The sequence below is a fragment of the Streptomyces gobitricini genome, from assembly GCF_039532985.1.
Taxonomy (GTDB): Bacteria; Actinomycetota; Actinomycetes; order Streptomycetales; family Streptomycetaceae; genus Streptomyces; species Streptomyces gobitricini.
This window is the reverse complement of sequence record NZ_BAAASR010000010.1, coordinates 98,214-119,444: the sequence shown is the minus strand read 5'-3', so window position 1 is coordinate 119,444 and position 21,231 is coordinate 98,214. Positions and strand designations below refer to the sequence as shown.

Here is a 21,231-nt window from a genome sequence, read left to right as displayed (position 1 = left end):
GACAGGCGGAGCACCGACGGCGACTCATGGAGACGGCCACGGATCCGCGAGCCGGGATGCCCCGCGGGGCCTTGACGCACCCAAGGGGCCCACCAGGAGGCACCTTCCGGAAATGCGGTGGGGCTCGGGGGCCGGTCACAGGGAACCACCCGGAAGAAGACGCCGGGCAAGGACGCCGGGCAAGGACGCCGGCCAGCGGCCGGAACACCGGCCAGGGACACACCGGTAAGCGGCCGGGGTGCCGGGCGGGGACACCGGTAAGCAGCCGGGACGCCGGGCCGGGACGCCGGCAAGCGGCCGGGACGCCCGGGCGGGGGCGCGGCGGCGAGGGTCACCGGCGACTCTCGGCATACCGCCCGGGGCGGCCTGGGCGGCCGGGGCCGCGCGCACGGGTTGCCCACGGCCTTCACCCGGCTTCACCTTCGCGGGGCCCGCAGCCGCCCGGGCACCGGGGAAGGACCACGAGGAACGCCGACCGGACCGCGCGGGGACACAGGAACGCGCCATGCGGGTCGTGCGGGGCCGCCGGTGGACACGCCCTGCGGTGCGGTTACCGTGGTAGGCGCGGCCCCGCGGCCGGAAAGAATCGGCGGGTGATCGCACATACACCTCGGCACACGCACATGTAAGCCAATCCATGATTTTTCACTCGAACGTGTGTTTGGCGCAACCTTTCGAAAGCAACTACCGTTGTCCAGCTAGGGAGAGACCATTCGAGAGGGGCCGACGTGACCACCACCGCAGACAGTGCCACCATCACTGCCCAGGACCGCTCCCAGAGCCGACTCGAGCCGGTGCATGCCATGAACGAAGTGACCACGAACGCGGAGGGGCCCAAGCCCACGCGATCGCTGCCCGGGCGACCTCCAGGCATCCGTGCCGACAGCTCCGGGCTCACGGACCGGCAGCGGCGGGTCATCGAGGTCATCCGGGACTCGGTGCAGCGGCGCGGTTACCCGCCGTCGATGCGGGAGATCGGCCAGGCGGTGGGACTGTCCAGCACCTCGTCGGTCGCCCACCAGCTGATGGCGCTGGAGCGGAAGGGCTTCCTGCGCAGGGACCCGCACCGGCCCAGGGCCTACGAGGTCCGCGGCTCGGACCAGCCGAGCACCCAGCCGACCGACACCACGGGCAAGCCCGCCGCGTCGTACGTCCCGCTCGTCGGCCGTATCGCCGCCGGTGGCCCCATCCTCGCCGAGGAGTCGGTGGAGGACGTGTTCCCCCTCCCCCGCCAGCTCGTCGGTGACGGCGAGCTGTTCGTGCTGAAGGTCGTCGGCGACTCGATGATCGAGGCCGCCATCTGTGACGGCGACTGGGTGACCGTGCGTCGCCAGCCGGTCGCGGAGAACGGCGACATCGTGGCCGCGATGCTGGACGGCGAGGCGACGGTCAAGCGCTTCAAGCGCGAGGACGGCCACGTCTGGCTGCTCCCGCACAACGCGGCCTACCAGCCGATCCCCGGTGACGAGGCGACGATCCTCGGCAAGGTGGTGGCGGTACTGCGGCGCGTGTGACACCGCGCGCCGGCTTCGACCGGGTCCCGGGACCCACTGCGCCGGTCCCGGGGCCCTACCCATGCCGCCGACGCCGACCTGAGAGCCCTCGGATCATGCCGCCGACCATGAGCCCCCTCGGCCCCGAGGCCGTACCGGTCCATCACCGGCCGGCCCGACGCCAGACCGGCGGGCCGGCCTGTGGGCGTCGCCGCCAGGGCTGTCTCAAAGTCCGGCTCTTTGGTCTTGTGGCAAGATCGCGGGATGCTACGACTCACCGACTTCATCATCGACTGCCCGGACACGATGAAGCTGGCAGCTTTCTACTCAGAGGTGACGGGGCTCCCGGTCAAGGAAGGCAGTAACGAGAACTGGGCCGGTATCCAGTTCGGCGAGATCGAACTGGCCTTCACCCAAGTGGAGGACTACCGCGCCCCGCAATGGCCCGACAGCGAGCACCCCAAGCAGTTCCACCTCGACTTCGAAGTCGACGACATCGAGGCCGAACAGCGCCGCGTCCTGGCCCTCGGCGCCACCCTGCAGCGGGACTGCGTCGGCCCCGACGGCTACGGCTTCCGCGTCTACGCCGACCCCATCGGTCACCCCTTCTGCCTCTGTCGCAACAAGGGTGTCATCTGGACCGACCAGGGCCTCATCTGGCCCGAGCGCGGCTAGTAAGGCCCGTGTTTCGATGACGTCCTAGGCGTCGGCGGCCTTGGCGGCGGCGTCGATCGCGGCCAGGGAGCGGCGCACCTGGTTGCGGTCCGTGGTGTACCAGAAGTCGGGCAGCGAGGCGCGCAGGTAGCTGCCGTACCGGGCGGTGGCCAGACGCGGATCCAGGACGGCCACCACCCCACGGTCGCCCGTGGCGCGCACCAGCCGGCCCGCCCCCTGCGCCATCAGCAGCGCCGCGTGCGTCGCGGCGACGGCCATGAACCCGTTCCCGCCCGCCTCCTCCACGGCCTTCTGGCGGGCGCTCATCAGCGGATCGTCGGGGCGGGGGAACGGAATGCGGTCCATCACCACGAGCTGGCAGTTCGGCCCGGGAACGTCCACGCCCTGCCACAGCGAGAGCGTGCCGAAGAGGCAGGTCTCCGCGTCGTTCGCGAAGTTCTTGATCAGTTCGCCCAGGGTGTCCTCGCCCTGGAGCAGGATCGGCTTGTCGAGCCTGCCCCGCAGCTCCTCGGCGGCGGCCTGGGCCGCCCGCATCGACGAGAAGAGGCCGAGCGTCCGTCCGCCGGCCGCTTCGACCAGCTCGGCCAGCTCGGCCATCATGTCGCTGCGGCTGCCCTCCCTGCCCGGGGTGGCCAGGTGCCTGGCGACGTAGAGGATCCCCTGCTTGGGATAGTCGAAGGGCGAGCCGACGTCGAGCCCCTTCCACACCGGCACGTCCTCGTCCTCCGTACCGGCGGTGCCCTCCGGAGGCAGACCAAGCGAAGCCCCGACACCGTTGAAGTCGCCGCCCAGCTTGAGCGTGGCGGAGGTCAGGACGACCGACCGCTCCGCGAAGAGCTTCTCGCGCAGCAGGCCGGAGACGGACAGCGGAGCCACCCGCAGGGACGCGCCGAACCGGTCGTGCCGCTCGTACCAGACGACGTCGTACTCGGAGCCCTGCGTGATGCGCTCGGCGACGTCGTGGACGTTCTCCACCGAGGCCCTGGCCTGCTTGCGGACCGCGTCCTCGTCCTGGACCGACTTGTCGCGCGTCGAGCCGAGGGACGAGACGACCGCACGCGCCGCGTCGCGCAGCGCCATCAGCGCGTAACCCAGGTCTTCCGGGATCTCCTCCAGCCGGCCGGGCAGGGCGAGCTCCATCAGCCGCTCGAACCCCTCGGCGGCGGTCTGGAGCTGGTCGGCGACCTTCTCGTCGACCAGCTTGGCCGCACGGCGAACGGCACGGTTGACCTGGCCGGGCGTGAGCTCGCCGGTGGCGACTCCGGTGACCCGGGACACCAGCTCGTGCGCCTCGTCGACGATCAGGACCTCGTGCTGCGGGAGCACCGGGGCACCCTCGATGGCGTCGATGGCGAGGAGCGCGTGGTTGGTGACGACCACGTCGGCGAGCTTGGCGCGCTCCCGCGCCGCCTCGGCGAAGCACTCCGCGCCGTACGCGCACTTCGACGCGCCCAGGCACTCGCGGGACGAGACGGAGACCTGGCCCCAGGCGCGGTCCGACACGCCGGGGGTCAGGTCGTCCCGGTCCCCGGTCTCCGTGTCGTCGGACCAGTCGCGCAGGCGCAGCAGGTCCTGGCCGAGCTTGCTGGTCGGCGCGGCGGCCTCGAACGGGTCGAAGAGGCCCTCCTCCTCGTCCTGCGGGACGCCCTCGTGGAGGCGGTGCAGGCACAGGTAGTTCGAGCGGCCCTTGAGCATGGCGAACTCCGGGCGCCGCCGCAGCTGCGGATGGAGCGCGTCCACCGTGCGCGGCAGGTCGCGCTCGACCAGCTGCCGCTGGAGGGCCAGCGTCGCCGTGGCGACCACGACCCGGTCCCCGTGCGCCAGCGCGGGCACCAGGTAGCCCAGCGACTTTCCGGTGCCGGTGCCGGCCTGGACCAGGAGATGGGAGCCGTCGTCGATGGCCTGCGCGACGGCCTCGGCCATGGTGACCTGGCCTGGCCGTTCCACGCCGCCGACGGCGGTGACGGCGGCGTGGAGGAGATCGGGGAGGGATGGCTTCGTCATAGCCCGTCCACCCTACGGCGCGGCACTGACAACCGCGTCACGCGAGTGGGTTGGGGACGGTTCCGTGAACGGCGGCGTGCGGCCGCTGCGCCCGGTCGCGGTAACCGTCCAGGTGCAGGCGGTTGCGGTTCAGACAGAGCCGCTCGATACGCGGTGTGAGCAGGTCGAAGAGCTCGTACCGGTCCTTGAGGTCCGGGAAGCGGGCCTGGTGGCGGAGGATTTCAGCCCGTACGAGTGACCAGAAGTCCTCCTCCGGTACGCCCAGTTGCTCCTCGCACAGGGGCGCCAGGTAGCGGAAGACGCCGACGAAGAGCCCGGAGTGGATGAACTGGGTGAGGAAGCCGGGCTCCTCGGTGAGCAGCACCGCGCGCACGTCGTCCGGCATCGTGTCGTGCTCGGGCACCGGACGGGCGCTGACGTTGATGTCGTCGACGAAGTCCTTGATCGCCAGGCGCACGGGAACGTCCTGGCCGTTGAAGACGACGATGGTGTTCTCGCCGTGCGGGGAGAAGACCGTGCCGTAGCGGTAGAGGAAGTGCAGCAGGGCGGGCAGCAGGGCGGCGAACAGGTGCCGCAGCCACACGGTGGGGGCGAGCCCCGACCGGGCCACCAGCTCCGCGGTGAAGGAGCGGCCTTCGGCGTCGGTGTGCAGCAGGGACGCGAGAGTGCGGGCGCGCTCGCCGGGCGGCAGGCTCAGCGGTTCGCGCCAGATCGCGCCGAGCAGCTCCTTGTACTGGTACGGCGCTTCGGGGAGGCGGTCGTACAGGGGGTGCTCGACGGTGACCGAGGCGACCTCCCCGAGGAGGATCACGCCGCACTCGTCGCGCAGGAAGGGGTCGGTGTCGCGCAGCGCGTGGACCCACGACGTGACGGCGGGGGCGGCGAGGGTGCGCTCGGTGGGCAGGCCCCGCCAGACGAGGGTGTTGAGCACGGACAGCGGCAGCTTGACACTGAGCCGGTCGGGCCGGCTGACGTTGAGGAACGTACGGATGGACTGCTGCGGCAGCCGGAGGTCGCCGTCGGCGGCGAGCGGCACGATCGCGCCCTCGGCGATGGCTGGCGCGTACAGCGGCAGCAGTACCTCGTCCCACTGCCAGGGGTGCACGGGGAGGTAGAGGTACGCCGAGGGGTCGAGGCCGCGGGCGCGGAGTTCGGCGGCGAACGCGTCGCGCACGGCGGGGCCGAGCTCACGGTCGTAGAGCCGCGCGGGGGTGTCGAGCGCGGGGACGCCGCGGTAGGCGGCGAGCCGCGTGCTGACCGCGATCCAGGGCAGCGGGGCCGCTCGGCGGGCCTCGGGCGCCCAGCGGGCCGCGTCGGCCGCGGAGAATCCGATGCGGCCCTTGTTGAACACGATCCACGGATGGCCCGTCTGGTGCCCCTCCAGTTCCGCGTAGCCGAGGTCGGCGAGGCGGGCGGCTGTGAGCGCCGTGTGGTGCAGCCGGGCGTCGGCGGCGAGCGTGATGGTCAGCTCGCGGAGGAGGTGCCCGAGGGTGGCCCCGTCCAGGCGGAGGAGGTGACGGGCGCGTACGAGGAAGTCCAGCGGGTCGGTGAAGGGGTGTCCGTCACGGCTGATCGAGTCGGGATCGACCCGCCAGCTGCCGTAGGCGGTCCGGCGCGCGGTGAAGGTGAGCACGGACCCGTCGTCGAGCCGCAGTGCGTACGGGTCCGTCGGCACCCGGCCGGCCGGCGCGGTCACGCCCTCCCGCGCGGCCCTGCCTTCCCCCGTGGTCCGGTCGTCGTCCGCAGCGGTCCGGTCGTGCGGGGGGCCTGACCGGGAGGCCACCGGGCCGGCTTCCCGCGCGGTCCGGTCGTCCGGCGCGGTGGGCAGCGGGCGGGTGGGTTCGATGATCTCTTCGTAGGCGAACTCGCCGAGCATCTTCGCCAGCAGGTGGCGCGAGGCCCGCCGCCAGGCCCGCGGGTTCAGTTCGGGCGGGCTGGAGGCGGTCGGCGGGGCGGGCGGCTCCGCGGAGTCGAAGGTGGCAGGGGCTTTCGGCACGGGGACTCCTCCGGGTGGAACCGATGCGGGTCGAGCGGTGTATGAGGAACGGCATGGAGTTCACAGCAGGTGTCGCAGGGTGCGGTCACGGATCATCAGGGCGGCTCGCTTGTCGGGGAGGTCGAGTTCGGCGGAGAAACGGAAGCCGGCACTCAAGAAGGCGGAGACGGAGGGGGTGTTACGGAGGTCGGGTTCGGCGATGACGCGTCCGCAGCGCGGGCGGTTGTCGAGCACGAGGTCCGAGACCGCGCGGAGCAGGGCGGTGCCGACGCCCCGGCCGCGGTCGGCGACGCCCCCGATGAGCAGGTGGACACCGGTGTCGTGAGGACGGGCCGGATAGTGGCGGGCCAGGGGGTCGAGGTCGGCGCGGTAGATCTCGAAGTAGCTCACCGGGGTGGTGCCCAGTACGCCCAGGCAGGGCACGCTGCGTCCGTCGGCGTCGAGTTGGGCTCGCAGGTGGGCGTCGGTGACCGACGCCGGACCGGCCAGTTCCCAGAAGGCGGCGACCGCCGGGTCGTTCATCCACCGGCTGATGAGTTCCCGGTCCCGTTCGACCTGTACGGGGACGAGCCGGAAGGACCCGAGGGGCGTGGTGGCGGGGCACCAGCCGGCGACGGTGTCGAGGAGGTCGTCGTCGGCACCGCCGTCCCGCCGTCGCCCTCCGGTGACCGGTTCGTCCGGGCGGAGCGGCGTGAACAGCTCTTCGGGCAGCCGGAGTTCCAGCGTGTCCTCCGTGCCGGCACCGGCCGGCACGGAGGGACTGGGACCGGTGTCGGCACTCGCGTCGGTGGGAGGCACGGGGCCCTGTCCTCTCGGCGGTCGGGGTGGAGGGGGTCGCGTCAGCGGCGGAGGGGGTTGGCGATGGTGACGTACACGGACTGGGTGTCGACGGGGCCGACGAGTTCGTCGAGTCCGTGCAGCCGGGTCAGCAGGTTGGCCTTGCAGCGCAGGGTCGGGCTCTCCAGGAGGCGGGTCGGCAGTGGCGAGCCCAGACCGGTGCTGGTGGTGAGGAACTGCCGGAAGGCGGCGAGGAGGAGTTGTTCGTCGGCCAGTCGTTGCGCGCCGAAGGCCCCGATCAGGCCGAGGACGTTGTTGATGCCGAGGTAGTAGGCGAACCGTTCGTCCGTGACGTCGTCGGGGACGAAGGTGTCGCTGCGGGTGCCGATGCCGGGGAGCCGGCTCTCCAGGGCGGCGCGGTGCGATTCACGGAAGTAGTAGCCCTGGTTGTCGCGGTACCGGCCGCCCCTGGGCCAGCCGTCGGGGTCGAGGATCACCAGGGTGTTCTGCTGGTGTGCCTCCAGGGCGACGCCGGCCGTGCCGTCGAGCCACAGGACGGGGCGGACCACCTGGTCGAGGTAGCGCAGGAACCACTCGGCGGCGACGGCTCCGGTGGGGCGGCCGGTGCGGGCGGCGAGCCGGGACACGGTGACGGCCAGGCGCGACCGCATCCGGGTGCCGCCGGGCCATGGGCGCGGGGCGGTGAGGCCGGCGACGCAGACGGCGTCGTCGCCGGGGCCGAAGGGGTTGTGGCGGAGCACGACGTCGAGTCCGGGGACGGGCTCACCGGACGGGGTGTCGACGGCCAGCCACGCCGGGTCGCGCACGATGTCGAAGCCCGGGTGGGCGGCATGCCAGTGCTCGGCGAGTCCGGTGCGCAGCAGCCGGTGCACCTCGACTCCGCGGTGGAGTTCCTTGCGGAGGTTCTCCCGGCGGGAGTTGGTGATGCGTACACCGAGGGACAGCTTGAGCATGGCCGGGGCGCCGGGGCGGTGGACGGTCCGCACGGAGGAGGTGGGGTGCCACGGGGCGCCGTGGGGGCCGAGGTCGTGGAGGAGGCCGGCGGACAGCAGTTCGGCGACGGCGGGCCGGCGAAGCAGTTCGCGGGCCTGCCAGGGGTGCAGAGGCAGCGCCGCGGTGTCGCCGGGGAGGGGGAGGTCCCCGGCGAGGCGGGCGGTGAGGTGGCCGGCGCTCCGGGGGCGTCCCTGTTCGGTCCAGGCGGAGTCCGTGGCGAGTACCGACCGGTCGACGGCCATCCAGTGCAGCGGGAAGGAGCCGTTCACCTCGGGCGAGTAGAGCCTGGCCTCGGAGTCGGTGAGACCTTCGCGGCTCTTGGGCGTGGGGTGGAGGGGGTGGCCGAGCAGCAGGGACTGCTCGGCGGTGAGGAAGAGGTCGGCGTCCGGGGAGGGGCCGGGGTGACGCCGCCGGTGGGCGATGAAGTCGGCGGTGCGGCGGGTGGAGTCGGCGACCCTGCCCACCAGGTCGGCGCCCTCCCGGCGGTCACCGGCAGGGCCCGACTCGCGGCCGATGAGGGCGGCGACGGTCACGGCGTCCACGGGCGGGGCGGCCGGCGGGGCGCCTTCGAGGGTGGGCCGGCCGAAGCGGTGCCAGCCGGTGGGCGACCAGTAGTGGACGGGGACGAGGAGGGCGGTGCCGCTGGCGCCGAGGGGGACGCGCAGGGTCCTTCCCGCCGGCTGGGCGAGGCCGTTCTCACGCACCCAGCAGCGCAGGAGGTTCTCGACGGTCGCCGCGTCCGCCGCGTGGTGCGCGTCCGGGTGGTCGAGGTGGTCCGGCTGGTCGGCGTGCGCGCCGCTTCCGGCCGGTGTGCCCTTCGCCGCCGGGGCGGTGCCCGGCAGGTCTTCGTACCCTCCCGCGTGCTGGCGCGGCACTGTCGTCGACTCGCCCGGGCGGGGGCTGCCGGGGGCGGTGGGAGGGCCGTCGGCACCGGGCGCTGCGGGGACGGGGGTGGGGTTCACGGCGGGGACTTTCTGGTGAGGGGGGTTCGGGTTCAGCGGGACGGCCCCGGGTCGCTCGGCTGGGGCGGGGTGCGCTCGGCGGCGGCCAGGGCGTCGGCGAAGCGGTCGAGGACGGCCACCGCCTGTTCGTCGGTGAGCGTCAGTGGGGGGAGGAGGCGTACGACGGCGTTGTGGCGGCCGCCGAGTTCGACGATGAGGCCGCGCCGGAGGCACTCCCGCTGGACGGCCGCGGCGAGGGCGGGGGCCGGGGGCGGGACGTCGGCGGTGGTGTCGGGGGCGACGAGTTCGATCCCGATCATGAGGCCGCGGCCCCGCACGTCCCCGATGCACGGGTGGGCGGTCGCCAGGCCCTGGAGCTGCCCCAGCATGCGTGCGCCGAGGGCCGCCGCGCGCTCGGCGAGGCGGTTCTCGCGTACGAACGCGAGGGTGGCCGCGCCGGCCGCCATGGCCAGCTGGTTGCCGCGGAACGTGCCCGCGTGGGCGCCGGGTTGCCAGACGTCCAGGCCGGACCGGTAGACGATGACGGCCAGCGGGAGGGACCCGCCGATGGCTTTGGACATGACCATCACGTCGGGGACGACTCCGCTGTGGTCGACCGCCCAGAACGCGCCGGTGCGGCCGACGCCGGTCTGCACCTCGTCGGCGATGAGGGGGATGGAGCGGTCGGCGGTGATCCGGCGCATCCGGCGCAGCCAGCCGTCGGGGGCGGGGATCACTCCGCCCTCGCCCTGGACGGGTTCGAGGATCATCCCGGCCGGGGCGGGGACACCGGACTTGGGGTCGTCGAGGAGAGTCTCGGTCCAGCGGGCGGCGATCTCGGCGCCGCGTTCGCCCCCGACCCCCAAGGGGCAGCGGTAGTCGTGCGGATAGGGCAGGCGGGTGACCCGTACGTCGGTGGCGCCGCCGGAGGCGGCCAGGGCACCGGCCGTCATGCCGTGGTAGGCGCCCGTGAAGGCGAGCAGGCCCTCGCGGCCGGTCGCGTTGCGCACCAGCTTGAACGCGGCCTCGACCGCGTCCGTGCCCGCCGGCCCGCAGAACTGGATCCGTGCGTCGTCGGCGAGGCGGCGCGGGAGCGTGGCGAAGAGCTCGGTGGTGAAGGCGTCCTTGACCGGTGTGGCCAGATCCAGGACGTGCAGCGGGGCACCGGAGTCGATGACCTTCTTGATGGCCTCCAGGATCACGGGGTGGTTGTGCCCGAGGGCCAGCGTCCCCGCTCCGGAGAGGCAGTCCAGATAGCGTCGCCCGTCGGCTCCCTCGATGGTCAGGCCGCGTGCCCGCACCGGGACGATGGGCAGGGCGCGCGCATAGGTGCGGGCGGCCGATTCGCGAAGCGACTGGCGCCGCAGGATGCCCTCCTGCGCGGACGTCGGTGCCACCGGGGCTGATTCGGTCACGGCCACGGCTTCGGATCCTCCCGGTAACGGTTGCGTTGCTCATCGGTGTCCGGCTCGTCCGCACGAGACGGCGATGGGCGCCGACTTTGTGTCCCCCGTACGTACCAACGACGACATGTGTTCCCGATCACGGTCGTCGCCAAGATCCTTACGGCCGGGGAACCGTGGCCCTGCCGTACACCGTCCCCAACGGCACCGGCATAGTGGGGGCCGCACTCCGGTGCCGGAGTCCAGTCACGTTCAGAAATATTCAGAAGTGCCCAGAAGTGCTCTGTCACGAAGTCCCAGGGGGATCACGACATGCGACCCATTCGTCCGCTGCTCGCCGCAGCCTCCGTCGCCGCGGCGCTGGCGCTGACGGCCACCGCGTGTGGCCCGAGCGAGGACAACGCGGGCGGTGAGCCGACCGCCTCCGCCGGGCAGACGTCCGACGGCAGGATCACGATCCCGGACGACCTGAAGGACCGGCTCAAGGAGCACGGGATCGACTTGGACAAGTGGCGCGACGGCGAGTGGAGGAACTGGGACAGGGACACCTGGCTGCGCGAGGCCAAGGACTACGTCAACCCGATCATCGAGGACCTGTGGGACCCGGACCGCATGCGGGACGCGGAACAGCCGGAAAGGCCGGTCGAGGAGGGGGACATCTCAGGTGACGAGGGCGTCACGGACCCGACGCCCGAGCCGGTCGAGGCCCAGCCCGTGAAGGCGCCGTACCACGCAGACGCACCCGAGGCGGGCAAGGTCCTCTTCGACGGGCCCCAGGGCTCCATGGTCTGCTCCGCGACCGTGGTGGAGGATCCCGCGAATCCGGGCAAGTCCAACCTCGTCTGGACCGCGGGCCACTGCGTGCACGCCGGCAAGGACGGCGGCTGGTACCGCAACATCGCCTTCGTCCCCTCGTACAACGACGGCGGCAGGACCGGGGCCGATCTGGAGACCGCGACCCGCGAGGAGATCGCGCCCTACGGCGTGTGGTGGGCCGACTGGGCGCAGACCTCCGAGCAGTGGATCTCCCAGGGGGCCGCGACCGGCGGTCAGGGCGCCCCGTACGACTACGCGGTCATCCACGTGACCCCGGAGAAGGGCGGCAACGGCAAGTCGCTGGAGGAGACGGTCGGTTCGGCGCTTCCGGTGGAGTTCGCCGCGCCGGCCACGCCGGAGATCGCCGAGATGGAGGCGACCGGCTACCCGGCGGCGCAGCCGTTCGACGGCCAGCAGATGTACCGGTGCGGAGACAAGCCGGGCCGCCTGTCCCTCGACGCCAAGCAGCCCACGATGTACCGCATCGGCTGCACGATGACGGGTGGCTCCTCCGGCGGCGGCTGGGTCGCACGGGGCAGGGACGGCAGGCCCGCGCTGGTGTCCAACACCTCCATCGGCCCGGTGACGGCGGGTTGGCTGGCCGGTCCGCGGCTGGGTGACGAGGCGAAGGGCGTGTACGAAGAGGTCAGCAAGAAGTTCGCGGGCCGCTAGTCCACGGGCCGGCACGTGGCCGGGCGGTCCGGTGCCGCGCCCGGCGCCCGGCCGCGCGCCGACGGGGCCGGGGCCTGCCGGACGCCCGCAGTCGGTGGGGCGCCACGCGGCCGGACGGCCACCGGCGCCCCACCCGGTGGAGAGTCCGTGCACGTCCTCACGGGTGGTGACCCGCACCGGCCCACCCGGCGTGGAGTAGGGGCGCGTTCTCCCGCGGGCGGTCCCGTAAGACCACCCGCGGGAGAACGCGAAGGCCCGCCCCAGGAGGGGCGGGCCTTCGGTCGTCCATCCGGCCGTCAGTGCGCCGCGGGGACGTACGGAGCCAGGAACGCGGCCAGCTCCTCGTGGACGCGCGCCTTGAGCAGCGTGCCCTCCGGCGTGTGCTCCTCGGAGAGCACCTCGCCCTCGGCGTGCGCACGCGAGACCAGCGCGCCCTGCGTGTACGGCAGGAGCGCCTCGATCTCGATCCGCGGCCGCGGCAGCTCGGCGTCGATCAGCGCGAGCAGCTCGCGCATGCCCTCGCCGGTCCGCGCCGACACCGCGATCGAGTGCCGCTCGATACGGAGCAGCCGCTGCAGGACGAGCGGGTCGGCGGCGTCCGCCTTGTTGATCACCACGATCTCGGGCACGTCCACCGCGCCCACCTCGCGGATCACCTCCCGCACGGCGGCAAGCTGCTCCTCCGGCGCCGGGTGCGAACCATCCACCACGTGCAGGATCAGGTCGGAGTCACCGACCTCCTCCATGGTGGAGCGGAAAGCCTCGACGAGGTGGTGGGGCAGGTGCCGTACGAACCCGACGGTGTCCGCCAGGGTGTAGAGGCGGCCGCTGGGCGTCTCGGCCCGGCGCACGGTCGGGTCGAGGGTGGCGAACAGCGCGTTCTCCACCAGCACGCCCGCGCCCGTCAGCCGGTTCAGCAGGGACGACTTGCCGGCGTTGGTGTACCCGGCGATCGCCACCGACGGCACCTTGTTGCGCCGGCGCTCCTGCCGCTTGATGTCACGGCCCGTCTTCATCTCCGCGATCTCACGGCGCATCTTCGCCATCTTCTCGCGGATCCGTCGCCGGTCCGTCTCGATCTTGGTCTCACCGGGACCACGGGTGGCCATGCCGCCACCGCCGCCGCCGCCCATCTGCCGGGACAGCGACTGACCCCAGCCCCGCAGCCGCGGCAGCATGTACTGCATCTGCGCGAGCGCGACCTGCGCCTTGCCCTCACGAGACTTGGCGTGCTGGGCGAAGATGTCGAGGATCAGGGCGGTCCGGTCGACCACCTTGACCTTGACGACGTCCTCGAGGTGGATCAGCTGGCCGGGGCTGAGCTCACCGTCGCAGACGACGGTGTCGGCCCCGGTCTCCAGCACGATGTCACGCAGCTCGTCCGCCTTGCCCGAGCCGATGTACGTGGCCGGGTCGGGCTTGTCGCGACGCTGGATCACTCCGTCGAGCACCAGCGCGCCCGCCGTCTCGGCGAGCGCCGCCAGCTCCGCGAGGGAGTTCTCGGCGTCCTGCACGGTCCCCGAGGTCCATACGCCCACCAGCACCACACGCTCCAGGCGCAGCTGCCGGTACTCGACCTCGGTGACGTCCTCGAGCTCGGTGGAGAGACCCGCCACACGCCGCAGAGCCGCGCGCTCGGAGCGGTCGAGCTGGTCGCCGTCCCGGTCTCCGTCGATCTCGTGGCTCCAGGCGACGTCCTCTTCCATCAGGGCATCGGCCCGAAGGCTCTCGGTGCGGTGGGTGTCCGCGAAGCTCTGCGCGTCCTGGGAAGAAGATGAAGAGGAGGTCATTGGATCCTTACGTCGTGGGATGACTCGGCCGGCTCACGCCGGCCCGAGCGGCCTGTCAGTCACAACGCGTGACTCCCCCGGATCATTCCCGGGGCGGGCCCCGGGCATTCCGGGGGCCCGGCCGCGCCGCCGACCCCCTGATGGTCGCACGGTGCGGCCGGGCCCGTCACCCGGGTTTCCACCAGGCTGTCAGCGCTTGGCGGAGGGCGCCGGCGCCTTCGTGGACCCCTTGGCGGGCGCCTTGCTGCGCCAGTCGGGGTGGCCCGGCATCTTCGGCGTGTGCTCGCCGTACAGCCACCCCTTCATGAACGCGGTGAGGTCCCGCCCCGCCTCCTCGGAGGCGAGCCGTACGAAGTCGTCGGTGCTCGCCGTCCCGTGCGCGTACTGGTCCACCCAGCGCCGCTCCAGCCGCTCGAAGGCGGCCTTCCCGATCTCCTGGCGCAGCGCGTAGAGGACCAGGGCGCTGCCGTCGTAGACGACCGGGCGGAACAGGCTGATCTTCTGACCCGCCGCGGGCGGCCGGGGCGCGGCGGGCGGCCCGCCCGCCGCGCGCCAGCGGTCGGAGTCGAGGTACGCCTGGTGCATGCGCCGCTCCAGCGGCTGCTTCGCCGTCTCCTCCGCGTACAGCGCCTCGTACCAGGTGGCGTGTCCTTCGTTGAGCCACAGGTCGGACCACCGGTGCGGCGAGACGCTGTTGCCGAACCAGTGGTGGGCCAGCTCGTGCACCATGATCGATTCCACGTACCACTCGGGGAGGGTGCCCCTGGTGAACAGCGAGCGTTCGAAGAGGGAGAGCGTCTGCGTCTCCAGCTCGAACCCGGTGTCGGCGTCGGCGACGAGCAGCCCGTACGTCTCGAAGGGATAGCGCCCGACCTTGCGCTCCATCCACTCCAGGTGGTCCGGCGTCCTCTTCAGCCAGGGTTCCAGCCGGTCGGCGTCGGCGGACGGCACGACGTCGCGTACGGGCAGGCCGTGCGGGCCCGTACGGCGGACGACGGTGGAGCGGCCGATCGACACCTGGGCCAGCTCGGTGGCCATGGGGCGGGCGCCGCGGTAGGTCCAGGTGCGGGTGTCGCCGCTGAGCGCGCGGGCCACGAGCTCTCCGTTGGCGACCACTGTGAGGTCCTTGGGCGCGGTGACCCGGAAGGTGAAGTACGCCTTGTCGGCGGGGTGGTCGTTGCCGGGGAAGACGCGGTGGGCGGCGTCGGCCTGGTTGGCCATCGCCAGGCCGTCGCCGGTGCGGACCCAGCCGCCGGTGTTCTTCGGACCGGCCGGGTCGCTGGTGTGCGTGACGGCGACGCGGAACCGCTCGCCGGGCGCGACCGCCCGTGACGGTTCGATGACCAGGTCCTCGCCGCTGACCGCGAACTCGGCGGGCCGACCGTCGACCTCGACCGCCCGGACCGTGCCGTGGGTGAAGTCCAGATTGAGGCGGTCCAGCCGGTCGGTCGCCCGAGCGTCGATCTTGGTGAGGGCGTCGAGCGGCTTGCTGTTGTCGCCCGGGTAGGTGAAGGCGATGTCGTACGCGAGGACGTCGTACCCCGGGTTGCCGAGCTGGGGGAAGAGCGGGTCGCCGATGCCCAGGGGCTGCGGCGAGGGCAGCGCCGCGCCGAGCAGGCCGGCCGACGCGGCCGCCACCAGGGCCGCCCGGAGGCGCCATGAGGTGCGAGCCGTGCGAGGTGCACGCGATGTGAGGGACATGGAGCAACCGCTACCAGCGCGCCGGGCCCGGACCGCGACGGCGCGCGCCCCGCGCACCCGAACGGACTCGGCGCGGGAGCCGGGCGGGGGCGGAGGCGGAGGCCGGTGTAGGGCGGGGGCTCAGCAGGAGCCGGGCAGGGGGCCGGGGCTCGGCGGGGCCGAGAGGGGGCCGGGCAGGACGGGGCGGGGCCGAACAGGGGCCGCGGGCAGGGCGGGAGCCGGGCAGGGGGCCGGGGCGGGGGCCGTGGGGTCGCCTGGGCGGGTGCGCCACGGATGCCCGGCCGGTCAGCCGGAGGCTGCCCGCGGCGGTCAGCCGGGGGCGGCCGCCGGGTGCTGGGCGCGGCTCACGTCGTACACACCGGGCACCTCGCGCATGGCGCGCATCAGGGCCGGCAGCTCGGCGGCGTCGGCGAGCTGGAGGGTGTACGTGTGCCGGACGCGCTGCTCGCTGGGCGGTTCCACGGTGGCCGAGACGATCGCCGCGCCCGCCGTGGCGATGGCCTCCGTGAGGTCGGCGAGCAGCCGCGGCCGGCCGAACGATTCGGCGACCAGGGTGACCCGGCACTCGGCCGCCTCCCCCCACCGCACGCCGACCGGCACGCGCCCGGCCGCCTCCATGCGCCGCACGGCGGGGCACCCGACGCGGTGGACGGTCACGTTCCCGCCGCGTACCGGGAAACCGGTGACCGCGTCGGGCGGCACGGGCGTGCAGCAGCGGGCCAGCCGCACCTGGGCGCCCGGCAGGTCGGCCACGACCGCGTTCGCGGCGGCGTCCCGGGGGGCGGGGGCGTCGGCGCTGGGGGCGGCGGACGGCGGGCGGGGAGCGGCCGCCGGGACCTTCACGTCCTCCGGGTGCGCGGCGAGCCAGCCGGTGATGGCGATGCGGGCGGCCGGGGTGCGGGCGTACTTGAGCCAGTCGGGCGAGGGGCCGGAGGCGGGGTCGGCAGCCGGTACGTGCAGAGCCGGACCGGCGTGAGCGGGACCGGGCCGGCCGGCGGCGGGGGCGTGACGCGCGAGGTCGGCCGCCCCCGGCGTGTCCCCCCGAGCGAGCAGCGGCTGCACCGTGTCGCCGTCGCTCAGGACCGTGCCCAGCGCCGCGAGGCGGCCGTTGACGCGGGCGCCGACGCAGGTGTGGGCCGCCTCGCCGTACTGGGCGTACGCGGCGTCCACGCAGGTCGCGCCGGCCGGCAGCGCGAGGGTGCCGCCGTCCGGGCGGAAGACGGTGATCTCGCCGTCCTGGGCCAGGTCGGCGCGGAGCGAGGTCCAGAAGGTGTCGGGGTCGGGGGTGGACCGCTGCCAGGCGAGCAGCCGGGAGAGCCAGCCGGGCCGGGTGGGGTCGGTGTGCTCACCGTCCTCGCCCACGGGATCGGGGCCCTCGGCGGGCGCGGCGTAGGGATTGCCGAGGGCAACGACACCCGCTTCGGCGACCTTGTGCATCTGGTGCGTACGGATGAGGACCTCGGCGACGGCTCCGTCGGGCGCGGCGACGGCGGTGTGGAGCGACTGGTAGAGGTTGAACTTGGGTGCCGCGATGAAGTCCTTGAACTCGGAGATCACCGGGGTGAAGCAGGTGTGCAGCTCGCCCAGCACCCCGTAGCAGTCGGCGTCGTCGCCGACGAGGACGAGGAGGCGTCCGAAGTCGGTGCCGCGCAGTTCGCCGCGCTTGAGCCGCACGCGGTGCACCGAGACGAAGTGGCGTGGCCGCACCAGCACTTCGGCCGGGATCCGGGCTTCCCTGAGCACCGTTCTGACGTCGTCGGCGATGGCGGCGAGCGCGTCCCCGGCGGTGGCGTTCTCGGCGATGAGGGCGCGGGTCTTCTCGTACTCGGCGGGGTGGAGGATGGCGAAGACCAGGTCCTCCAGTTCGGTCTTGAGGGCCTGGACGCCGAGCCGTTCGGCGAGGGGGATGAGGACGTCGCGGGTCACCTTGGCGATACGGGCCTGTTTCTCGGGGCGCATCACCCCGAGCGTGCGCATGTTGTGCAGCCGGTCGGCGAGCTTGATGGACATGACGCGTACGTCGTTGCCGGTGGCGACGAGCATCTTGCGGAAGGTCTCCGGCTCGGCGGCGGCCCCGTAGTCGACCTTCTCCAGTTTGGTGACGCCGTCGACGAGGTAGCAGACCTCCTCGCCGAACTCCTCCCGCACCTGATCGAGGGTCACGTCCGTGTCCTCGACGGTGTCGTGGAGGAGGGAGGCGGTCAAGGTGGTGGTCTCGGCGCCCAGTTCGGCGAGGATCAGGGTGACGGCGAGGGGGTGGGTGATGTAGGGCTCCCCGCTCTTGCGGAACTGGCCCCGGTGGGAGGACTCGGCGAGCACGTACGCCCGGTGCAGCACGGCCAGGTCGGCGTCCGGGTGGTGCGCGCGGTGGGCCTCGGCGACGTGACTGATGGCGTCGGGCAGCCGGTCCCGGGCGCCGGGACCGAGCAGTGCGGCGCGGCCGAGCCTCCGGAGGTCGATCCTCGGGCGGCCGCGCCGACGGCTGGGCGCGGGGTTCGTGGCCTCTGCACTCAGGTTGGTGGCCTCTGCGCTCATGGGCACCTCCGACGGCGTCGACCGGCGGTGGGGCGGGCAGGCGTGCCCGCCGGGCCGGTGCTTGATGCTACCGAGCCCACCACGTCGTGCTGACCCGCTCTCGCCCAGCGTGAACCGGATCACCCATTCGAGCGAAGGTTGCGCGAAGGTTCAGCAGGGGGTCCGGACGGGCGCGGAGGCGAACCAGGCGGGGTCGACGCGGCCTTCGGCGACGATGACGGCGGGACCGGTCATCTCGATCTCGCCGTCGGGGTGCTCGGTGATCACGAGGGTCCCGCCGAGGACGTCCACGGTGTACGTGACCGGGGTCCCCGTCCCGGCCGGGTCGGCGCCGTCGCGGCGGGCGGCGGCGACGGCCACGGCGCAGGCGCCCGTGCCGCACGAGCGGGTCTCGGCGGCGCCGCGCTCGTGGACGCGCATGGCCACGTGACGGGGGCCCCGGTCGGCGACGAACTCGATGTTGACCCCGTCGGGATAGACCGCGGCGGGCGAGTAGGGCGGCTCGGTGGACAGGTCACCGGCGTGGTCGAGGTCCTCGACGAAGGCCACCGCGTGCGGGTTGCCCATGTTCACGTTGCGCGCGGGCCAGCTGCGGCCGCCGACGGTGACGGTGACGCCGTCCTCGGGGAGCCGGGCGCGGCCCATGGAGACGGTGACGTCGCCGTTCTTGGCGAGGTGGACGCGCTTGACGCCGCCGCGGGTGGCGACCGCGACGTCGCCGGCGGTGAGGTGCCCGGCGTGCTGGAGGTAGCGGGCGAAGACCCGGACGCCGTTGCCGCACATCTCGGCGACCGAGCCGTCGGCGTTGCGGTAGTCCATGAACCAGTCGGCCTCGCCGGCCATGTCCCGCGCCTCGGGGTGGGCGGCGGACCGGACGACGTGGAGCAGCCCGTCGCCGCCGATGCCGGCCCGGCGGTCGCAGAGGCGGGCCACGACGTCGGCGGGCAGGTCGAGTGCGTTGTCCGGGTCGGGCACGATCACGAAGTCGTTCTCGGTGCCGTGGCCCTTGAGGAAGGCGACGGGCGCGCTGGTCACGGGTTCGGTGCTCACGGGTTCAATCGTACGGGTGGGGTCCGGCACCCCGCCCCGTCGGTCCGTCGGCCGCCGTGCCGTCAGCGGAGGCGGGCGACGCGCCAGACCGCCAGGACCACCGGGACGGCGACGCCGACGACGTACAGGGCGATCACGCGCCAGTCGGGGCGTTCGCCGGAGCCTCGGGCGGGCAGGCCGGGCCAGGTGTAGCCGACGCGGCGGGCGGCCATCATGCCCCACCCGGCGGCGCAGCCGCACAGCAGCAGGCCGAGCATGGCGAGGACCGCGCCGCCGTCGCCGGAGCCGAAGGCGAGGGGGAAGCCGAACATCAGTGAGCCGATCACGGCGAGCCCGACGATGGGGGCGAGCTGCCAGATGCGCAGCTTGCGCTGCGGGCGCAGTTCGACCTCGACCTCGTCGGGTGCGATCTCGGGGGTCCCGTCCTCGTTGAGGTCGGGACCGTCCGGGCTCAGGCCCGGTGCGTCACTGGCCACCTGTGGCTCGTCCGGTGCTTCCTGGTGTTCTCTGTCGCGAGGGCCGGCCTCCATCGCCACGCGCCCTCCCCACTCGGATTCCACTGGTCGATCGATGCTCGATGATGGCACGCCCCCGGCCGCCGGGATGACCTGCGGAGCGTCCCGATGCCATCACGTGATCAGGCTGTAACCGCTCGTTCGACCAACGCCAGCGCCTGACGCGGAAGTTCCGCGCGGTCGGCGGCGGCGCCGCTCAGCCAGTGGACGCGCGGGTCGCGCCGGAACCAGGAGTCCTGGCGGCGCGCGAAGCGCTTGGTCGACCGCACGGTCTCGGCGCGGGCCTCCTCCTCGGTGCACTCGCCGGCGAGCGCGGAGAGCACCTGCTGGTAGCCGAGCGCCCTGGCGGCGGTGCGGCCCTCGCGCAGGCCCCGTGCCTCCAGGTCGCGGACCTCGTCGACGAGACCCGCCTCCCACATCCGGTCCACGCGCGTGGTGATCCGGTCGTCGAGTTCGGGGCGTGCGACGTCGACGCCGATCTGGACGGTGTCGTACACCGAGTCGTGACCGGGGAGGTTCGCGGTGAAGGGCCTGCCGGTGATCTCGATGACCTCCAGGGCGCGCACGATCCGGCGCCCGTTGCCGGGCAGGATGGCGCGCGCGGCCTCCGGGTCGGCCACGGCGAGGCGGGCGTGCAGGACGCCGGAGCCGTGCTCCGCCAGCTCGGCCTCCAGGCGGGCGCGGACGGCGGGGTCGGTGCCGGGGAACTCCAGGGCGTCGATGGCGCCGCGTACGTACAGGCCGGAGCCGCCGACGAGGACGGGGGTGCGGCCGGCGGCGAGCAGCCGGTCGATCTCCGCGCGGGCCAGTCTCTGGTACTCGGCGACGCTTGCGGCCTCGGTGACGTCCCAGATGTCGAGGAGGTGGTGGGGGACGCCGCCGCGCTCCTGGGGCGTCAGCTTGGCGGTGCCGATGTCCATCCCCCGGTAGAGCTGCATGGAGTCGGCGTTGACGACTTCACCGCCCAGCTGCTGGGCGAGGTGGACGCCCAGATCGGACTTTCCGGCCGCCGTGGGGCCGACGACGGCGATGACCCGCGGGGCGGGAGCTGCACTTCTCACCGTCCCAGTCTCGCAAACGTCGCGGCCGGTCCCCGAACGAGTTACGTGACGGCACGACATCGGCGTCGTTGCCTGTTGCGAGGTTCCGACCGCCGGTTTACGGACCGGCTCCACCGGGCGACGCAATGGGACGCTCCGGACGGCGCGGAATTTCGCCCACACGAGTACGCTATGGAGTAGATATGGGCGTTTTTGCACGGTTTCGCCGACGCAAGGAGACCGCCGAGGCCTCGCCCCAGGAGGAGGCGGTCGTGACGTCGGCCGACGAGTCGGCGGAGGGCGCGGAGAAGCCCGCCGAGGCGTCGGACGCGGCGGCCTCGGTGGACTCGGCGGAGACTGCGGAGACGGGACCGGAGGCCGCGTCCGCCGACGGCGGGGTGGAGATCCCCAAGCAGCAGTCGGCCGAGGAGGCGGCGGACAACGAGGCCGGGGAGAGCGCCCGCAAGTAGGATCCTCAGGACGGTTACTCCGAGGGAAGGTGCCCCATGGGCTTCCTGGATTCACTGAAGGCCAAGCTCGGTCCTGCCAAGGAGAAGGTTTCCGGCCTCGCGCAGCAGCACGAGAGCAAGATCGACCAGGGGCTGGACAAGGCCGCCGGCATGGTCGACCGGAAGACCAAGGGCAAGTACAGCGACAAGATCCAATCGAGTACCGGCAAGGCCAAGAACGCCGTGGGCAGGATCGCCCAGAAGGATGAGGGCGGTACGCCGCCCCCGCCGCCGGCCCCGCCTGCCTCCTGAGCTCGTACAGCCAGCCGGCGACGGCACGGCACGGCGGACGGCCGCGGA

General features: G+C 73.1%; 16 protein-coding genes. 5 read left to right on the top strand and 11 right to left on the bottom strand.

Annotated features, from left to right (window positions below):
- The first annotated feature begins 728 nt into the window (after nucleotides 1-728).
- Entirely contained in the window at nucleotides 729-1,514 is a 786-nt protein-coding gene (gene lexA / locus ABD347_RS09320; RefSeq protein WP_344358864.1) for a transcriptional repressor LexA, read from the top strand.
- Between the two features lie 243 nt (nucleotides 1,515-1,757).
- A complete protein-coding gene (locus ABD347_RS09315; RefSeq protein WP_344358862.1) occupies nucleotides 1,758-2,168 on the top strand; it encodes a VOC family protein in 411 nt (136 codons plus the stop codon).
- A gap of 24 nt (nucleotides 2,169-2,192) precedes the next feature.
- Here the strand turns inward: ABD347_RS09315 and ABD347_RS09310 are convergent, their stop codons facing one another.
- Genes ABD347_RS09310 through ABD347_RS09290 form a run of 5 tightly spaced genes read right to left on the bottom strand, consistent with a single transcriptional unit; the run spans nucleotide 2,193 to nucleotide 10,321 of the window.
- The gene (locus tag ABD347_RS09310) at nucleotides 2,193-4,172 is read right to left on the bottom strand and encodes an ATP-dependent DNA helicase (protein ID WP_344358859.1); all 1,980 of its coding nucleotides are present in this window, start codon (nucleotides 4,170-4,172) and stop codon (nucleotides 2,193-2,195) included.
- Nucleotides 4,173-4,209: 37 nt separating this feature from the next.
- A complete protein-coding gene (locus ABD347_RS09305) occupies nucleotides 4,210-6,168 on the bottom strand; it encodes an IucA/IucC family protein (RefSeq protein WP_344358856.1) in 1,959 nt (652 codons plus the stop codon).
- A gap of 60 nt (nucleotides 6,169-6,228) precedes the next feature.
- Nucleotides 6,229-6,966, bottom strand: coding sequence for a GNAT family N-acetyltransferase (locus tag ABD347_RS09300; protein WP_344358853.1), 738 nt, complete (start codon nucleotides 6,964-6,966; stop codon nucleotides 6,229-6,231).
- A gap of 41 nt (nucleotides 6,967-7,007) precedes the next feature.
- Complete coding sequence (locus ABD347_RS09295) at nucleotides 7,008-8,921, bottom strand: IucA/IucC family protein (RefSeq protein WP_344358850.1); 1,914 nt, start codon at nucleotides 8,919-8,921, stop codon at nucleotides 7,008-7,010.
- Between the two features lie 32 nt (nucleotides 8,922-8,953).
- Nucleotides 8,954-10,321, bottom strand: a complete 1,368-nt coding sequence (locus ABD347_RS09290) for a diaminobutyrate--2-oxoglutarate transaminase family protein (RefSeq protein WP_344358847.1) — start codon at nucleotides 10,319-10,321, stop codon at nucleotides 8,954-8,956.
- Nucleotides 10,322-10,615: 294 nt separating this feature from the next.
- Here ABD347_RS09290 and ABD347_RS09285 point away from each other — a divergent pair, with 294 nt between their 5' ends.
- Complete coding sequence (locus ABD347_RS09285; protein WP_344358844.1) at nucleotides 10,616-11,791, top strand: trypsin-like serine peptidase; 1,176 nt, start codon at nucleotides 10,616-10,618, stop codon at nucleotides 11,789-11,791.
- A gap of 296 nt (nucleotides 11,792-12,087) precedes the next feature.
- On the opposite strand, the gene hflX is transcribed toward ABD347_RS09285, so the two are convergent.
- The 6 genes from hflX to miaA form a co-directional block, all read right to left on the bottom strand.
- The gene (gene hflX / locus ABD347_RS09280; RefSeq protein ID WP_344358841.1) at nucleotides 12,088-13,581 is read right to left on the bottom strand and encodes a GTPase HflX; all 1,494 of its coding nucleotides are present in this window, start codon (nucleotides 13,579-13,581) and stop codon (nucleotides 12,088-12,090) included.
- 189 nt (nucleotides 13,582-13,770) lie between these two features.
- Nucleotides 13,771-15,282, bottom strand: a complete 1,512-nt coding sequence (locus ABD347_RS09275) for a M1 family metallopeptidase (RefSeq protein WP_344358838.1) — start codon at nucleotides 15,280-15,282, stop codon at nucleotides 13,771-13,773.
- 309 nt (nucleotides 15,283-15,591) lie between these two features.
- Nucleotides 15,592-17,796, bottom strand: coding sequence for a RelA/SpoT family protein (locus ABD347_RS09270; protein WP_344358948.1), 2,205 nt, complete (start codon nucleotides 17,794-17,796; stop codon nucleotides 15,592-15,594).
- A gap of 171 nt (nucleotides 17,797-17,967) precedes the next feature.
- On the bottom strand, nucleotides 17,968-18,876 hold the full coding sequence (dapF, locus tag ABD347_RS09265) for a diaminopimelate epimerase (protein WP_425575611.1): 909 nt from the start codon (nucleotides 18,874-18,876) through the stop codon (nucleotides 17,968-17,970).
- A gap of 53 nt (nucleotides 18,877-18,929) precedes the next feature.
- Entirely contained in the window at nucleotides 18,930-19,397 is a 468-nt protein-coding gene (locus ABD347_RS09260) for a hypothetical protein (protein ID WP_344358942.1), read from the bottom strand.
- A gap of 107 nt (nucleotides 19,398-19,504) precedes the next feature.
- The gene (gene miaA, locus ABD347_RS09255) at nucleotides 19,505-20,443 is read right to left on the bottom strand and encodes a tRNA (adenosine(37)-N6)-dimethylallyltransferase MiaA (RefSeq protein ID WP_344358835.1); all 939 of its coding nucleotides are present in this window, start codon (nucleotides 20,441-20,443) and stop codon (nucleotides 19,505-19,507) included.
- Nucleotides 20,444-20,625: 182 nt separating this feature from the next.
- Here miaA and ABD347_RS09250 point away from each other — a divergent pair, with 182 nt between their 5' ends.
- The gene (locus tag ABD347_RS09250; protein ID WP_344358832.1) at nucleotides 20,626-20,892 is read left to right on the top strand and encodes a hypothetical protein; all 267 of its coding nucleotides are present in this window, start codon (nucleotides 20,626-20,628) and stop codon (nucleotides 20,890-20,892) included.
- Between the two features lie 36 nt (nucleotides 20,893-20,928).
- The gene (locus ABD347_RS09245; protein ID WP_344358829.1) at nucleotides 20,929-21,183 is read left to right on the top strand and encodes an antitoxin; all 255 of its coding nucleotides are present in this window, start codon (nucleotides 20,929-20,931) and stop codon (nucleotides 21,181-21,183) included.
- The last annotated feature ends 48 nt before the right edge of the window (nucleotides 21,184-21,231 follow it).

Bases quoted from the DNA above. Each gene is read 5' to 3' on its own strand.
- ABD347_RS09315 (WP_344358862.1), top strand. From the start codon at position 1,758: ATGCTACGACTCACCGACTTCATCATCGACTGCCCGGACACGATGAAG.
- ABD347_RS09310 (WP_344358859.1), bottom strand. From the start codon at position 4,172: ATGACGAAGCCATCCCTCCCCGATCTCCTCCACGCCGCCGTCACCGCC.
- ABD347_RS09285 (WP_344358844.1), top strand. From the start codon at position 10,616: ATGCGACCCATTCGTCCGCTGCTCGCCGCAGCCTCCGTCGCCGCGGCG.
- hflX (WP_344358841.1), bottom strand. From the start codon at position 13,581: ATGACCTCCTCTTCATCTTCTTCCCAGGACGCGCAGAGCTTCGCGGAC.
- ABD347_RS09275 (WP_344358838.1), bottom strand. From the start codon at position 15,282: ATGTCCCTCACATCGCGTGCACCTCGCACGGCTCGCACCTCATGGCGC.
- ABD347_RS09260 (WP_344358942.1), bottom strand. From the start codon at position 19,397: ATGGAGGCCGGCCCTCGCGACAGAGAACACCAGGAAGCACCGGACGAG.
- ABD347_RS09250 (WP_344358832.1), top strand. From the start codon at position 20,626: ATGGGCGTTTTTGCACGGTTTCGCCGACGCAAGGAGACCGCCGAGGCC.
- ABD347_RS09245 (WP_344358829.1), top strand. From the start codon at position 20,929: ATGGGCTTCCTGGATTCACTGAAGGCCAAGCTCGGTCCTGCCAAGGAG.